The organism is Ruegeria sp. HKCCA5839, assembly GCF_013035585.1.
Classification (GTDB): domain Bacteria; phylum Pseudomonadota; class Alphaproteobacteria; order Rhodobacterales; family Rhodobacteraceae; genus Ruegeria.
Window position 1 is genome coordinate 59,286 of the sequence record NZ_WQIE01000002.1, and the last position, 15,428, is coordinate 74,713.

Sequence of the window (15,428 nt, forward strand, 5' to 3'; positions counted from 1 at the left end):
CGATAGCGTGAGCGCAAGTTTGCTTTTGGGGTGACCTGTGTTCCGTTCTTTGCTCGCACTATTGACCTGTGCAACACTGACCGCCTGCGTTGACCGTTCGGTTACTGAGACTTTACCCGAAGCTCTCAGGTTCGGCACTCCGGCCACGGTGTTTGCCTCAACAACGCGTGCGCGCGAACCGGATGGCTCTTACGGGTTCCGGCGCGCCGAGGCGCTTCGCTATCTCGAAATGACGATTTCCATACCGCCAAACCATACGGCTGGAACGCTGGACTTCTCGTATGCCGACCCAAACCCGAAGAAAGAGTTTGTTCTCGCCGATGTGACCGAGTTCTCGGGGCCTGAGGGCCTTCGCTCTCGTTTGAAAGGTGTCGATGATGTGGTGCTGTTTGTTCACGGCTATAACGCAACACAAACAGAGACCGCGTTTCGCGCCGCTCAGCTGACCCATGATGTAGGCGTGCCCGGAACCACATTTATCTATTCCTGGCCCAGTCAGGCCCGAGGCACCGGTTACGCCTATGATCTGGACAGCATGTTGTTTGCGCGCGATGGGCTGGAAAACACCATTCGCAGCCTCAAGGCCATGGGTGTGAAACGTGTTATCGTCATGGCGCATTCCATGGGCGGAGCTCTGACGATGGAGATGATGCGCCAGGCAGAGCTGCGCGAACCGGGTTGGTCGAAACGCAACATAGAAGGTGTCGTTTTGATTTCCCCCGATCTGGACGTCGATCTGTTCCGGTCGCAGATGCAAAGCATCAAATCGCTGCCGGACCCGTTTGTTGTCATGGTCTCTAAGAAAGATAAGGTTCTGGGCCTGTCGGCGCGTCTGCGTGGCACGTCTGACGGCCAGCGGCTGGGGAATATCACCGACGCGGAAACACTGGCTGAGTTCCCGATCAAGATCATCGATACGACGGCCTTCAGCAACGATGCGGAATCGTCCCATTTTGTTGCGGCCACGTCTCCGGCTTTGCTGACACTGCTCAGCTCGGCGCGCCGTGTCAGCTCGACTTTCGGGCCTGACCGGCCTGCGATTGACGTGCTCGCGCCACCAAGTCTGACAAATCCCTCGGGCGCAACGGAAATCGTGCTTACCGAATCCGGCGCAACCCAGGTCACCTCTCCTTGAGTGCGTTCGACTTCCGTCAATACCTTGTCCAAAACCGCACTTGGCTGGGCGCCGGAGTCCTGCTGACATTTCTATCGTGTTTTGGGCAGACCTTTTTCATCTCGATTTTCGCAGGTGAAATACGCGCAACCTTTGGCTTAAGCCACGGGGCCTGGGGCGGCATCTATTCGCTGGGCACGATGGCCTCGGCGCTGGTGATGATCTGGGCAGGGGCTTTGACCGATATTTTTCGCGTCCGCGTTCTGGGGCCATGGGTTCTGATTGGTCTGGTGCTGGCTGCGTTGGCGATGGCGCTGAACCAATGGGTACTGCTTCTGCCTTTGGTGATCTTTCTATTACGTCTGTTCGGGCAGGGGATGAGCACCCATATCGCCATGGTCGCTATGGCGCGCTGGTTCACCGCAACGCGCGGCCGGGCCTTGTCGATCGCCACGCTTGGCTTTGCCGCCGGAGAGATCATCCTGCCGGTCAGTTTCGTCGCCGCCATGACGGTGTTGGACTGGCGTGTGCTTTGGGTCATCGCGGCTGGCACAACAGTTTTGGGCATCCCGTTGCTCTACACCCTGTTGCAACACGAAAGAACGCCACAGAGCCTGGCCGAAGCGTATTCCTCGACCGGGATGGAAGGCCGCCATTGGACGCGCAAACAAGCTTTGACGCATCCGTTGTTCTGGCTGATGGCGCCTGCTTTGCTAGGGCCGTCGGCCTTTGTCACCGCGTTTTTCTTCCACCAGGTGCATTTGGCGGAAATCAAAGGCTGGACCCATCTTCAACTGGTATCCCTGTTTCCGGCCTATACCGGCGTTTCGATGCTGGCCATGTTTGCGTCGGGCTGGGCGTTGGACAGATGGGGCACGGCGCGGATGATGCCCGGGTTTCAGCTGCCCATGGCACTGGGCTTTGTTCTTTTGGGCAGCGTCGGATCCATCATTGGGGCCTTGGTGGGCCTTGTCATTCTGTCGCTCACCGTTGGGGCCAACAGCACGTTGCCCGCAGCGTTCTGGGCCGAGTTCTACGGCACCAAACACATCGGCGCGATCAAAGCTTTGGCGACAGCGCTGATGGTTCTGGGCTCGGCCATCGGGCCGGGCCTGACCGGAGTCTTGATCGACATCGGTATCCCGCTTGAGACGCAATTCATCTGGATCGGCGGCTATTTCGTGCTGTCCTGCCTGTCCGTCTGGGTCGGTGTTCGAAAGGCTGCACCCATGCTTTAACGGTTACGCCGCAGATACACATAATAAGCCCCGTCACCGCCGTGGCTGATATGAGCCGGTGTCACTTGAAGCACCGCCTGCGCCAGTGGCGGTAGCGACAGCCATTGCGGTACCTGATTGCGCAACACGCCGCGCGGGGTTGGAATCGGGCCCGGCTCGTCCCGATCTTTGCCCTTCCCAGTGACCACCAGAACCAGCCGTTTGCCTTGTGCTTGCGCGGAAAGGATGAACCGAACCAGCACCGGATGGGCCGTGTCCATGCGCCTCCCATGCAGGTCGAGCTTGCCTTCGGGCTTCAGCTTACCACGCTTCATGCGACCAAACGCCTTTGTGTCCATGAGCACCGGACCATTGCGCAGCGTTTCGGTAATTGATGGTTTCAACACAGGCTTGGCGGGTTTGGCGGGTGCCTTTTGGCCAAGCTCAAAAGCCTCGATCCGGCTTTTGGGCGCTTTGGTCGGTTTCGGCTTGGGTAAAGGGGTGGGATGTACCGATTGCGGCAGTTCGGGATGCAGGCGGTCGGCCTGTTTGGCGACCTTGCGCCACAGCTCGATCTCGTCTTCGGTCAGCTTGCGCCGGGTCATCAGAATTCATCCGGTAACAGGGCATAGGCCCGCTGGATCGGCAGCAGAACCACCATGCGCCCGGGGTCTTTCAAACGCCCGGCGGCTTTACCCGCTTCGTCGCCGGTACCAAAAAAGATATCGGCACGTTGCGCCCCTTTGATGGCAGACCCGGTATCCTGCGCGATCATCAAACGCCGGATCGGATCTTTACCGTCCTTTTCGACCCAGACCGGCGCACCCAAGGGCGTATAGGCCGGATCAGCAGCGATACTGCGCATCGTTGTCACGGATCGGTTCATCGCGCCCAAAGGCCCTAGCTCTGGCGCTACCCGGTTCACCTCGCGAAAGAACACGTAAGACGGGTTGTGAAACAGCAATTCGGCCCCGGCTTCGGGGTTCTTGCGCACCCAGGCCCGGATCATCTGTGCGCTGACCTCATGCGCGCCCAGCGCGCCTCGGCGGATCAACTCGGCCCCGATCGAGCGGTAGGGGTGGCCATTCGCGCCGCCATAGCCCACGCGCAAGGCGCCACCATCTGGCAGTTTGATCCGGCCCGAGCCCTGGATTTGCAAAAAGAACAGCTCGACCGGGTCATCGACCCAGGCAATTTCCAATCCACGGCCTCGCATCACATCAGTGGTCAGCAATTGGCGGCGGCTCAGCCATTTATCGACGCCGCGCGCCTCGGGCGGCATTTTATATAATGGATAGCGATAGGTGGCAGTCGGGACCTTCGATCCGTCCAGCTCGGGCTCGAAATACCCGGTGAACAACCCATCGTTTCCGTCCTCGACCAGAACCGGGCGAAAAAACAGCTCAAAGAAAGACCGCGCCGCCTCGGGCCCATAGGTTTGCGCCGCGCCGCACAGAGCCTGCCAATCCTGGTCATCCAGATCACGGCATGTGTTTAGAAATACCGACAAGGCCGCGCCGTGATCATCCTCGGCCCAGCCCTCTAGCTGATCAAAAGACAGGATGGATCGCGTCGCCTCTGCTCCGGCAGCGCTGGCGGCTGTCATCGCAGCCACCAAAACAAGCGACCGGAGCCGGGCAATCATGCGTCCGTGGCAACAAGCAGCCAGTTTGGATCGTCCGAGCCCATTACGCGGGCGAAGGTCCAGCTGTCCTTTTGGCGTTTCACGGTGTTCGGGTTGCCTTCGATGATGTCACCACCGCGATCGCGCACAACCGAGGTCAGCTCACCCACAAAACGCATGGTGATCTCGGCCTGATTGGTTTCCTTGTCGAAGGTCACATCAGCAACCGAGGTTTCGCGCACCCCAATAAATTCAGCCTCGATAGTCAGACCCTGATCTTCGCGCGACGCCACAACCGATACGAAGGTGTCGAACACCTCTTCCGACAGGAAAGGCTGGATTTCGTCCAGATTGCCCTTTTCGAACCCCATCACGATCATCTCATAGGCGCCGCGTGCGCCCTGAACGAATTCGCTGACAGAAAACGAAGGCTCGATCCGCTTCATCGCGGCAAAGGTCTGCGCCTGTTCGCTGTCCTCGTCAACGTGATCCGTAATGTCATGATCCGGGCCGCCTTCGATCACTTCAAAGTCACGGCGCGCAGTATTTGCATCAGGCTGCTGTTGAACGGGTGGTTTCTCAAAACCTTCTCGCGTCCCCAATACGCTTTTGAGGCGCAGGATCAGGAAAACGGCAATTCCGGCCAGGACCAGCAACTGGATCATCGGTTCGTTCATTTCATCCTCTTTTCAGACAGCGACTTTGTATACGCAGCCTCTTGCCACTATGTAGGTGACAGATGCTGGCAAGTCCACTGCCCGGCCTGATCTAAAGGATAACGTATATGTATCTGTTCTTGGCATTTTTGTTGGTTCCGATCATCGAGATCGCCCTGTTCATTCAGGTCGGTGGTCTGATTGGGCTGTGGCCGACACTGGCCATCGTTGTTCTAACAGCGGTTTTGGGAACGATTCTTGTACGTACACAAGGCCGAACGGCCATCGCCAACCTTCAGCGATCCTTTGCCGAATTGGATGACCCGACCGAACCGCTGGCCCATGGGGCCATGATCTTGCTGTCGGGTGTCTTGCTGTTGACGCCCGGGTTTTTCACCGATGCTGTTGGGTTTGCCCTGCTGGTCCCGGGGATTCGTGTGGCCGTATTCAAATATCTGAAATCAAAGGTCACGATCACACAATTCCAGATGGGAACCGGTGCTGGGTTCCACCAACATCGTGATCCTTTTGATCAGGGCGACGTCATTGACGGTGAGTTTTCCGAAGTTCAGCCCGGAAAAAAACCGGCAAAACCTTCGAAATGGGTTGAAGACCCGCACCAGCATTGAGGTGCTGCGCCCAACTTGCTAAGCAGTGGCGAATTTCAAATTTGGAGTAGTTCCATGGCCGAAGAAGGCGCAAAAGAAAACACTGCGGCCCAGCAAGCCGCACCTCAGGTCCAGATGCGTGTTCTGGGCCAATTTGTCCGCGACATGTCGTTCGAAAACGTGATGGCGCAAAAAGGTGTGTCGGGCGAAGTTCAGCCCGAAATGTCGGTTCAGGTGAACCTGGACGCCAAAAAACGCCCTCAGGACCATCAGTTCGAAGTTTCGATCAAGCTGAACCTGACCTCAAAAGCCAAAGGTCTGGAGGATGTTCTGTTCGTTCTGGAGCTGGATTATTGCGGCCTGTTCCACGTGGAAGGTGTGCAAGAGGATCAACTGCACCCGTTCCTGATGATCGAATGCCCGCGTATGCTGTTCCCGTTCCTGCGCCGCATTGTGAGCGACGTGACACGCGACGGTGGCTTCCCGCCGGTGAACTTGGACAATATCGATTTTGTTGCGCTCTACCGCAACGAGTTGATGCGCCGTCAGGCCGCACAAGGCCAGACAGCTGACGCATAATCTGATGTCCCGCGTCTGATCAGTATCAGGCGCGGGTCCACAGGGCGTTTTCGCCCAAATCTTCCACAAATTTCTGATGTGCGGCTTGTTCTTCCTTGGTGATCCGAGACGGCAGAGCCGTTGCGCGCGGAGCAGGGCGCCAGGCGTCTTCGCCGGCACCCGCAGCAGATGCGGCAGTGGACAACCCGAAATCCGGCTGCCGGCCCCCGATTAATTCCAGATAAACCTCGGCCAGAATCTCGGAATCGAGCAACGCGCCGTGCAGTACGCGGTTTGAATTGTCGATATTGAACCGGCGACACAGCGCGTCCAGCGACGCGGGTGAGCCGGGGAAGCGCTTGCGCGCAATGGCAAGCGTATCCAGCGCCTGATCCATCGGAATCGGGGGCAGACCCATCCATTTCAGCTCGGCGTTCAGAAACTTCATGTCGAAGGACGCGTTGTGGATCACCAGCCGTGCATCCCCAACAAAATCGCGAAACCCTTGCCCAACTTTGGCAAAGACCGGTTTATCCTTCAGCGTCACCTCACCTTTCTCTGGTGGGCGTGGGGTTTCCAGCAGGTCAGGGCCTATACCGTGAATGCCAAAAGCCTCGTCCGGCATACCGCGTTCGGGATTGATATAGACGTGATAGGTTTCACCGGTGGCCACATGGTTCCACAGCTCAACCGCGCCGATCTCAACAATCCGGTCCCCGCTTTCGGGATCAAACCCGGTGGTCTCGGTATCCAGTACAATCTCACGCATTGTTCAGCCCCGCCCGTATCTGTTTGACCACATCCTGCACCTGCGCGCGGGCATGGTCCAGCGTATCTGTCACGATCACGAAATCTGACCGCGTGGCTTTTTCGTCATTGGGCATCTGCTTGGCCCTGATCTGTTCAAACTGCGCTTCGGTCATCGTGCCCCGCGTCAGAACCCGGCGCTTCTGTTCTTCGGGTGAGACCGAGACACAGGCCACCGCATCCATCAACGCGTCACCACCTGTTTCAAACAGAAGGGGAATGTCGAACACCAGGATATCGGCTGTCGCGACCTTGCGGAACGCAGCCCGATCAGCGGCGACCAACGGGTGCACGATGGCTTCAATCTGTTTCAGCGCGCTGGCGTCCTTGGCGATGATTTGCTTCAGCACTTCCCGGTCCACAATGCCGTCTTTGACAGCGGTTGGGAAGGCATTGCGCATCGGCTCAACTGCCGCGCCACCCTTTGAATAGAGTCTATGTACGGCCGCATCTGCATCCCACAGCGCACAGCCTTCCTCGACAAAGATCTGGGCGGTCGTGCTTTTGCCCATGCCGATCGAGCCAGTAAGACCAAGGGCAAAACTCATGCCAAAACCGCAGCTCGCAATTCGTCGTCCACCTGTGGCCGGACGCCGAACCAGCGCTCAAATCCCGGAACGGCCTGATGTAACAACATACCCAAGCCATCCACGGTTGTGCAGCCAGCGGCGTCTGCGGCTTTCAAAAGCTCCGTCTGCAAGGGTGCATAGACCAAATCCGTAACGACAGTTCCGGGTTGCAAGCCTTCCAAGGAAACACGCAGCTGAGGCTGACCTTGCATCCCCAACGAAGTTGTATTGACCACCAGCGTTGCGTTTTCCAATACCGTATCTGCCTGTACCCAATCCACCACACGAATGCGCTGACCAAACTCTTCTTTCAGATGATCTGCCCGGGCGCGGGTTCGGTTGGTCAATAGAATTTCGGGCACCCCGGCCTCGGACAGGGCGTGCAGAACCGCCCGGGATGCGCCGCCTGCACCAAAGACAACTGCCGGGCCATCCTTTGGGTTCCAATCCGGTGCGCGCTCGCGCAGGTTTGCCATGAACCCATAGCCGTCGGTGTTATCCGCATGGATGGATCCATCCTCGCGAAAGACCAACGTATTTGCTGCTCCAATCACCGAAGCGCGGTCTGACACATGATCGGCCAAACGCATCGCGGCCTCTTTATGCGGCACGGTCACATTGGCCCCGACAAACCCAGCCTTAGGCAAAGTGCGCAACACCCGTTCCAGATCCGCGGGCGCGACATCCATTGGGATGTAATACCCAGACAGATCGAACCTGTGCAGCCAATGACCATGCAGCGCGGGCGAGCGGGAATGCGCAACAGGGTGCCCGATGACCCCGGCCAATGGAATTCGATGGTCTGTCATTGATCAATTACACCTTTCACAGCCAGATAGTTCAGCAGTTCCAGCAAGGGCAGCCCCAGGACATTAAAGTAGTCGCCTTCGATGGCAGCAAAAAGGCGAACGCCTTCTTCTTCCAGCTTATAAGCGCCCACGGCTTGGCGAATGCTGTCCCAGTTCCGAGTGACATAGTCCCGCAGATATGCATCCGAGCTGGCACGCATCCGCAGCCGAACCTGACCCACATGCCGCCAGATGGGTTCGCCATTCTGATAGATCACCGCAGCGGATAACAGCATGTGCCGCTTGCCCCGCATCATTTTGAGCTGTGCCAGCGCATCATCTGGTGTTTCGGGTTTCGAAAGAAGAGCACCTTCGAAATCCAAAACCTGATCGCACCCAAGAACCATGGCACCGGGTGCTTTTTCACTTACCTTTCTGGCTTTCATCTCGGCCAGCGTATCGGCGATGTCACGCGGTGGCGCGCCTTCGGCCAGCAAAGCCTGCTTGGCCGTTTCTTCATCGACACGGGCGACCTGCACCGTGAAATCAACACCAGCGTTGCGCAGCATTTGCGCCCGGATCGTTGAGCCCGAAGCCAAGACAATGGGGACAGACATGTGGAAAACCCCGTTTACAAGTCGTTAAGTGTTCAAGGACGCTTTGTATGGTTTTCAGGTTGACACGCAAGCCTTGCGGTTTGGCAAAAAACATCTGCGAGTCGTTCAAATTCTGTACCTTCGGGACAAGGATAAGTTTGCGCAGCAGGATAACCTGTTTTTCTTGCCTTATCCGAGGATTTATCCCCAAGGAGCGTCGTTCTACTAATACTTAACACGTTGTTTTAAAAACATATTTTCTTATTTTCACAGAATCGTACAGACCGCGGAAATATCTATCCACTTGGGGAAAAACCCTGAGTAAAAAAGTAATCCACGGAAATTGATCTCCCTACAAAACCATCATCCTTTTTCTTTTCTTATTTTTTTATTAGGGAGGGTTTGATCACGAACCGAGGGGCATCATGTCTGACCTTCTTTTTACCATATACCCTTGGGTAAAGTCTCTGCACATCATGGCCGTGATCTCTTGGATGGCTGGATTGTTCTATCTACCCAGACTGTTTGTCTATCACGTAGAAAAGGCACAATCGGTTGACGGGGCAGAACCGATTTTCTTTGAGATGGAAGAAAAGCTGCTGCGTGTGATCATGCGACCGGCAAGCATCGTGGCGTGGATATGTGGCCTGATCATGGTGTTCACACCGGGCATTGTCGGCTGGGATTTTGCCTGGCCCTGGGTCAAGGGTGTGGCGGTGATCGCAATGACCTGGTTTCATCATTGGCTGATGGCTAGACGCAAGGACTTTGTAGCGGGGCGAAATACGCTCACTGGGCGGCAGTATCGCATGATGAACGAGGTCCCGACCGTTTTGATGGTTTTGATCGTTCTGGCGGTCGTTCTGAAGTTCTGAGGGGCGAATTGACTCTGCTCTTCGACGCGCTTATGTAATTGCCAACTCGCCCGTCCGGGCGGTGTATCTTCCGTACTGAAATTCCACTTTGTACCGCGCAGTTCGCGGTGAAGGTATATATTATGACAACTGACGCCCTGAATCTGGCTGACCTCAAGGCCAAAAGCCCCAAAGACCTTCTGGCGATGGCCGAAGAGCTGGAGATCGAAAACGCCTCGACCATGCGGAAAGGCGAGATGATGTTCCAAATTCTGCGCGAACGCGCGGATGAGGGGTGGACCGTTGGTGGCGATGGCGTTTTGGAGGTTCTGCAAGACGGGTTCGGCTTTTTGCGCTCGCCCGAGGCGAATTATCTGCCCGGTCCCGACGATATCTATGTCTCACCTGATATGATCCGCCAGCATTCGCTGCGCACCGGTGACACGGTCGAAGGTGAGATCAAGGCGCCGGATGAGAACGAACGCTATTTTGCGCTGACCAAGGTCACTAAGATCAACTTTGAAGACCCGGAAAAAGCAAAGCACAAGATCCTGTTCGACAACCTGACGCCCTTATACCCCGAGGAGCGTCTGAAGATGGAGATCGAAGATCCCACCATCAAGGACAAATCCGCCCGTGTGATCGACCTGGTTGCGCCGATCGGGAAGGGTCAGCGGTCACTGATCGTGGCGCCTCCGCGGACAGGTAAAACGGTGATCCTGCAGAACATCGCGCATTCGATCGAACAGAACCACCCGGAGTGTTACCTGATCGTCCTGCTGATCGACGAACGCCCAGAAGAGGTGACCGATATGCAGCGCTCGGTGAAGGGTGAGGTTGTGTCCTCGACCTTCGACGAACCGGCGACGCGCCACGTTGCCGTATCGGAAATGGTGATCGAAAAAGCCAAACGTTTGGTCGAACATAAACGAGATGTTGTTATCCTTCTCGATTCGATCACAAGACTTGGTAGGGCATTTAACACAGTTGTGCCGTCGTCAGGTAAAGTTCTGACCGGTGGTGTGGACGCCAACGCGTTGCAACGGCCCAAGCGGTTCTTTGGTGCTGCGCGGAATATCGAAGAGGGCGGATCGCTGACCATCATCGCCACTGCGCTGATCGATACCGGCAGCCGGATGGACGAAGTGATCTTCGAAGAATTCAAAGGCACGGGTAACTCGGAGATCGTGCTGGATCGTAAGATTGCCGACAAGCGTGTGTTCCCGGCCATCGACATCCTCAAATCCGGTACCCGGAAAGAGGATCTGTTGGTCGACAAGGGTGATCTGGCCAAGACCTTTGTTCTGCGCCGTATCCTCAACCCGATGGGGACAACCGACGCAATCGAGTTCCTGTTGGCGAAGTTGAAACAGACCAAGACAAACTCGGAATTCTTCGACTCGATGAATACCTGACACAGGTCTTAACCCTCGCGAGGCCTTCGAATGGATACGATATTCGCCTTGGCCAGCGCGCAAGGCAAAGCTGGGGTGGCGGTCATCCGCCTCTCTGGCCCTTTGGCCCATTCTGCTGCGAAAACGCTGGTTGGTGGTGATCTGCCTCAACGCGGAATGCGCGTGCGGACCTTGCGCGCGCCAGATGGAACGCGTTTGGACGATGGACTCGTGTTGACATTTCAGGCTCCGTCCAGTTTCACCGGCGAAGATGTGGCCGAGCTTCAAATCCATGGCAGTACAGCAACGGTGAACGCGGTTCTGCGCTGTCTGTCTGACATGGATGATCTGCGCATGGCAGATCCCGGGGAATTCACGCGCCGCGCGTTGGAAAACGGGCGCATGGATCTTACCCAAGTCGAAGGCCTGGCCGATCTGATCGATGCCGAGACCGAAGCACAACGCAAGCAGGCCCAGACCATATTGGCCGGTGCGCTTGGCGATCTGGTCGAGCGTTGGCGACGGGATCTGATCCGGGCTGCGTCTTTACTGGAAGCCGTGATTGACTTTGCTGACGAAGAGGTGCCGACCGACGTTTCACCTGAGGTGCGGGATCTGATCCAGGGTGTAGTGCAGGACCTGGACAAGGAAGCCAAAGGGGTTCAAATCGCGGAACGTGTGCGAACCGGGTTCGAGGTGGCAATTATTGGCCTGCCAAACGCGGGAAAGTCGACCTTGCTGAACGCATTGGCAGGTCGCGAGGCCGCGATAACATCGGAATATGCCGGAACCACTCGGGATGTCATCGAAGTTCGTATGGATCTGGCAGGTTTGCCTGTCACTTTGCTCGATACTGCAGGTTTGCGGGAAACGGATGATCATGTCGAAGGTCTGGGAATAGACCTTGCGCGACGGCGGGCAAATTCCGCTGATCTGCGCGTTTTTCTGGCTGATGATGTTGAAGCACTGGGAATACCCGTTCAACCTGAAGATGTGATTGTCCGTCCGAAAGCAGACCTCGGTCCTGAAGGGACTGCTGGTGTATCAGGGAAAACAGGGCAGGGGATCGATCAGCTGGTTTCCGATATATCGTATAGGCTTGCGGAGCGAACCACTAGTCATGGTATTGCGACCCGTGAAAGACATCGCATCGCGATGATCCAGGCATCCAATGCGTTGACGCAGGCAGAGTGGGTACTGGAATCAGGTCCCGACATGTATGATATTGCAGCTGAAGAATTACGCACCGCGATACGTGCCTTGGAAAACCTGGTCGGACGCATAGATGTCGAAACACTGCTGGATGAGATCTTCTCCAGCTTCTGTCTTGGAAAGTAAGGAGTGTTTCACGTGAAACATTCACAGTTTGATATCGTTGTTATCGGAGCCGGTCACGCTGGAAGTGAAGCTGCCCATGCGGCTGCTCGGATGAATGCGCGAACTGCATTGGTGACCCTGTCCGAGAAAGACATCGGCGTTATGTCATGCAATCCGGCGATCGGAGGTTTGGGCAAGGGCCACCTTGTGCGTGAAATCGATGCGATGGATGGGGTTATGGGTCGCGTCGCAGACCGGGCCGGGATTCAGTTCCGGCTGCTAAACCGGCGAAAAGGGCCGGCGGTTCAGGGACCGCGCGCGCAGGCAGACCGAGCTTTGTATCGTGCGGCAATGCAAGACGAAACGCGTCGTCAGGAAAATCTAACTGTCATTGAAGGCGAAGTTATAGATTTGATCATGGCAGGGGATCGCGTTTCTGGTGTTGTTCTGAGTGACGGTTCAGAGATCCCAGCAAAAGCTGTAATTTTGACCTCTGGAACGTTTCTTCGCGGCGTGATCCATATCGGCGACGTTTCCAAGCCTGGTGGCCGTATGGGGGACCGTCCCTCTGTAAAATTGGCGGAACGGTTGGACGGGTTTGACCTTCCCATGGCGCGTTTGAAAACAGGTACGCCACCGCGGCTAGATGGTCGAACAATCAATTGGGATGTGCTTGAGCGTCAGGATGGGGATGAGGACCCTGTTCTGTTTTCATTTATGTCAAAATCTGTCGTGGCACCGCAAATCACATGTGGAATCACACATACCAACGCGCGAACGCATCAGATTATAGAAGATAACCTCTCACGTTCTGCAATGTATGGGGGTCATATCGACGGAGTGGGTCCACGTTATTGCCCGTCTATCGAAGACAAGATCGTCCGATTTGCGGATAAGGAATCACACCAAATCTTCTTGGAGCCGGAAGGCATCGGAGATCATACGATTTACCCGAATGGTATTTCAACGTCGCTGCCGGAGGATGTGCAACACGCATATGTTCGGTCAATCGTAGGCCTGGAGAGTGCGGAAATCTTGCAACCAGGGTATGCGATCGAATATGACTATGTTGACCCTCGGGTGCTGACATCTGAATTGGCTTTGCCTGAGGTTCCCGGCCTATATCTAGCGGGTCAGATCAACGGAACTACAGGATATGAGGAAGCAGCAGCGCAAGGATTGGTCGCCGGATTGAATACTGCGTTGGCCGTTCAAGGCAAGGATCCGATCCATTTCACTCGATCCGACAGCTATATCGGCGTTATGATTGATGATCTCACAACGCGAGGCGTGGCGGAACCCTATCGGATGTTCACCTCGCGTGCGGAGTTTCGTCTTTCCTTACGTGCGGACAACGCCGATCAACGGCTGACACCGATTGGGTGCGACATCGGATGTGTCGGGCAAGCGCGTCAGGCGTTGTTCGAGCGAAAAATGGAAAAGCTGCTTCAGGCAAAGGCAGCCTTGACTGAGCGGACATTCACGCCGAAGGAGGTTCGCAGCGCAGGTATTGACGTCAATCAAGATGGAAACCGACGGGACGGGATGGCTATCCTTGCTTTTCCGAAGGTGAATTTTGAAGATGTTCTGCCACTTATGCCAGAGCTTGCAGGCACTGATGCCGAAACGCGGAGGCAGATCGAGCGCGACGCGCTTTATGCCAACTATATCGCGCGACAGCAAAGAGATGTCGAAGCTATGAAGCGAGATGAAACCCATGTTATCCCTCGTGACTTCGATTATTTCGCACTGGACGGCCTATCGTCGGAGATGAAGCAGAAGCTTTCGAATGCAAAACCAGCAAATATCGCGCAGGCTGGTCGGGTTGAAGGCGTCACCCCGGCTGCGATCACATTGGTTCTGGCGAAGCTGCGTCGGGATCAGAAAGCTCGAAAAGCATGATCCAACCTTCTTCGGAGGCAGTTGATGCTCTGAATGTTTCACGTGAAACACTCGACCACCTGAAAACCTATGTAAATCTCGTGGAGCAATGGAACCCGAGAATAAATCTGGTGTCCCGCGCAAGCCTTGCGCAGATTTGGGAACGGCATATCCTGGATTCCGTGCAAGTATTCCGCTGTGCACCGCAGGGTAAAACTTGGGTAGATTTGGGTAGTGGGGGCGGTTTTCCGGGGATTGTGTGTGCAATCCTGGCAAAGGAAACCGCACCCGACACCGAATTCACCATGGTCGAGAGCGATCAACGAAAAAGCGCTTTTCTTCGCGCAGTCATTCGCGAGACTGGTGTAAATTGCCGCGTGATGTCGAAGCGCATAGAAGCAGTTGAGCCGCTAAGCGCCGATATTCTGTCTGCACGGGCCTTGGCTGATCTGAACACTCTTCTGTCCTTTTGTAACCGGCACTTGCATGCATCGGGCACCGCATTGTTGCCGAAAGGCGCGAGCTGGAAAAAAGAGCTTTCAAAAGCTCAGGAAGAATGGAAATTCACTGCTGACCCGATTAAAAGTATAACTGAGCCCCAGGCCGTTATCCTTAAAATCACAGGAGTCTCACGTGGTTGATTTGTCTCGTCCGAACGGACCTCGGATCATCGCGGTCGCAAATCAAAAAGGCGGGGTGGGAAAGACAACAACAGCGATCAACTTGGCCGCCGGTTTGGCCGAGGCTGGCTGTCGAGTTCTTGTGGTGGATCTTGACCCCCAGGGCAACGCGTCCACCGGGCTGGGCGTAGAAGATCGGGACTGGACGACCTATGATCTGCTTTTGGACGATGCGCCACTCAAAGCGGTTGTACAGGACACGGAAATTGACAACCTTCTGGTTGTTCCGGCCACGGTGGATCTTAGTTCAGCAGATATTGAACTGATCTCGAACGAGAAGCGTAGCTATCTTTTACATGACGCACTGAGGCAAACTGCGGTGGACGCGTTTTCCTTGGATTTTATCCTGATCGACTGCCCGCCTTCGCTGAATTTGTTGACTGTAAACGCCATGGTGGCTGCGCATTCTGTTCTGGTTCCGCTGCAAAGCGAGTTCTTTGCGCTGGAAGGTTTATCCCAGTTGATGCTGACAATAAGAGAGGTTCGGCAGACCGCGAATCCAGACCTCAGAATCGAAGGTGTTGTGTTGACCATGTATGACAACCGCAACAACTTGTCCCGCCAGGTGGAAAAAGACGCGCGTGACAATCTGGGTGAGATGGTATTTAAAACCAAAATACCCCGAAATGTTCGGGTCAGTGAGGCACCGTCTTATGCGATGCCGGTATTGCAGTACGATTCGGGTTCTCTGGGCGCGATGGCGTATCGGCACTTGGCCCGGGAAGTCATGCACAAGAATAACAAGTCAGCGGCCTGACCGGTCGA

General features: G+C 55.8%; 17 protein-coding genes. 10 read left to right on the top strand and 7 right to left on the bottom strand.

All coding sequences use genetic code 11. From position 1 onward, the window contains the following. The first annotated feature begins 37 nt into the window (after positions 1-37). Together GOV38_RS05860 and GOV38_RS05865 are read left to right on the top strand one after the other, a co-directional pair. Positions 38-1,135, top strand: coding sequence for an alpha/beta fold hydrolase (locus GOV38_RS05860; protein ID WP_171132690.1), 1,098 nt, complete (start codon positions 38-40; stop codon positions 1,133-1,135). Continuing rightward, positions 1,132-2,352, top strand: coding sequence for an MFS transporter (locus tag GOV38_RS05865; RefSeq protein ID WP_171208424.1), 1,221 nt, complete (start codon positions 1,132-1,134; stop codon positions 2,350-2,352). Before GOV38_RS05860 ends, GOV38_RS05865 begins: the two co-directional genes overlap by 4 nt. On the opposite strand, the gene GOV38_RS05870 is transcribed toward GOV38_RS05865, so the two are convergent. The 3 genes from GOV38_RS05870 to GOV38_RS05880 are packed head-to-tail and all read right to left on the bottom strand — an operon-like array spanning position 2,349 to position 4,632. Beyond that, a complete protein-coding gene (locus tag GOV38_RS05870) occupies positions 2,349-2,936 on the bottom strand; it encodes a Smr/MutS family protein (protein ID WP_171208425.1) in 588 nt (195 codons plus the stop codon). The two genes, GOV38_RS05865 and GOV38_RS05870, sit on opposite strands and share 4 nt — an antisense overlap. Continuing rightward, positions 2,936-3,976, bottom strand: coding sequence for a murein transglycosylase A (locus GOV38_RS05875; RefSeq protein WP_171208426.1), 1,041 nt, complete (start codon positions 3,974-3,976; stop codon positions 2,936-2,938). Before GOV38_RS05875 ends, GOV38_RS05870 begins: the two co-directional genes overlap by 1 nt. Beyond that, the gene (locus GOV38_RS05880; RefSeq protein ID WP_171097384.1) at positions 3,973-4,632 is read right to left on the bottom strand and encodes a Tim44/TimA family putative adaptor protein; all 660 of its coding nucleotides are present in this window, start codon (positions 4,630-4,632) and stop codon (positions 3,973-3,975) included. Before GOV38_RS05880 ends, GOV38_RS05875 begins: the two co-directional genes overlap by 4 nt. Positions 4,633-4,739: 107 nt before the next feature. On the opposite strand from GOV38_RS05880, the gene GOV38_RS05885 reads away from it, so the two are divergent. Together GOV38_RS05885 and secB are read left to right on the top strand one after the other, a co-directional pair. Then, positions 4,740-5,240, top strand: a complete 501-nt coding sequence (locus GOV38_RS05885) for an FxsA family protein (RefSeq protein WP_171208427.1) — start codon at positions 4,740-4,742, stop codon at positions 5,238-5,240. Positions 5,241-5,294: 54 nt separating this feature from the next. Continuing rightward, complete coding sequence (gene secB, locus GOV38_RS05890; RefSeq protein ID WP_171208428.1) at positions 5,295-5,798, top strand: protein-export chaperone SecB; 504 nt, start codon at positions 5,295-5,297, stop codon at positions 5,796-5,798. Positions 5,799-5,823: 25 nt separating this feature from the next. Here the strand turns inward: secB and dnaQ are convergent, their stop codons facing one another. Genes dnaQ through GOV38_RS05910 form a run of 4 tightly spaced genes read right to left on the bottom strand, consistent with a single transcriptional unit; the run spans position 5,824 to position 8,558 of the window. Beyond that, positions 5,824-6,546, bottom strand: a complete 723-nt coding sequence (gene dnaQ / locus GOV38_RS05895) for a DNA polymerase III subunit epsilon (protein ID WP_171208429.1) — start codon at positions 6,544-6,546, stop codon at positions 5,824-5,826. Beyond that, positions 6,539-7,132, bottom strand: a complete 594-nt coding sequence (gene coaE / locus GOV38_RS05900; RefSeq protein WP_171208430.1) for a dephospho-CoA kinase — start codon at positions 7,130-7,132, stop codon at positions 6,539-6,541. Before coaE ends, dnaQ begins: the two co-directional genes overlap by 8 nt. After that, positions 7,129-7,962 (bottom strand): shikimate dehydrogenase, encoded by an 834-nt coding sequence (locus GOV38_RS05905; protein ID WP_171208431.1) that lies wholly within the window; start codon positions 7,960-7,962, stop codon positions 7,129-7,131. The genes coaE and GOV38_RS05905 overlap by 4 nt, the downstream gene beginning before the upstream one ends. After that, the gene (locus GOV38_RS05910) at positions 7,959-8,558 is read right to left on the bottom strand and encodes a nucleoside triphosphate pyrophosphatase (protein ID WP_171208432.1); all 600 of its coding nucleotides are present in this window, start codon (positions 8,556-8,558) and stop codon (positions 7,959-7,961) included. Before GOV38_RS05910 ends, GOV38_RS05905 begins: the two co-directional genes overlap by 4 nt. Positions 8,559-8,962: 404 nt before the next feature. On the opposite strand from GOV38_RS05910, the gene GOV38_RS05915 reads away from it, so the two are divergent. The 6 genes from GOV38_RS05915 (at position 8,963) to GOV38_RS05940 (ending at position 15,420) form a co-directional block, all read left to right on the top strand. Continuing rightward, a complete protein-coding gene (locus tag GOV38_RS05915; protein WP_171208433.1) occupies positions 8,963-9,412 on the top strand; it encodes a CopD family protein in 450 nt (149 codons plus the stop codon). 122 nt (positions 9,413-9,534) lie between these two features. After that, positions 9,535-10,806, top strand: coding sequence for a transcription termination factor Rho (rho, locus tag GOV38_RS05920; protein ID WP_171208434.1), 1,272 nt, complete (start codon positions 9,535-9,537; stop codon positions 10,804-10,806). 30 nt (positions 10,807-10,836) lie between these two features. Beyond that, on the top strand, positions 10,837-12,123 hold the full coding sequence (gene mnmE / locus GOV38_RS05925) for a tRNA uridine-5-carboxymethylaminomethyl(34) synthesis GTPase MnmE (RefSeq protein WP_171208435.1): 1,287 nt from the start codon (positions 10,837-10,839) through the stop codon (positions 12,121-12,123). A 12-nt stretch (positions 12,124-12,135) separates the two neighbouring features. Continuing rightward, positions 12,136-14,004: a tRNA uridine-5-carboxymethylaminomethyl(34) synthesis enzyme MnmG gene (mnmG, locus tag GOV38_RS05930; protein WP_171208436.1), complete on the top strand. Its 1,869-nt coding sequence runs from the start codon at positions 12,136-12,138 to the stop codon at positions 14,002-14,004. Continuing rightward, positions 14,001-14,624 (top strand): 16S rRNA (guanine(527)-N(7))-methyltransferase RsmG, encoded by a 624-nt coding sequence (gene rsmG, locus GOV38_RS05935; RefSeq protein ID WP_171208437.1) that lies wholly within the window; start codon positions 14,001-14,003, stop codon positions 14,622-14,624. The genes mnmG and rsmG overlap by 4 nt, the downstream gene beginning before the upstream one ends. Continuing rightward, the gene (locus tag GOV38_RS05940; protein WP_171208438.1) at positions 14,617-15,420 is read left to right on the top strand and encodes an AAA family ATPase; all 804 of its coding nucleotides are present in this window, start codon (positions 14,617-14,619) and stop codon (positions 15,418-15,420) included. The genes rsmG and GOV38_RS05940 overlap by 8 nt, the downstream gene beginning before the upstream one ends. Positions 15,421-15,428: the final 8 nt, after the last annotated feature.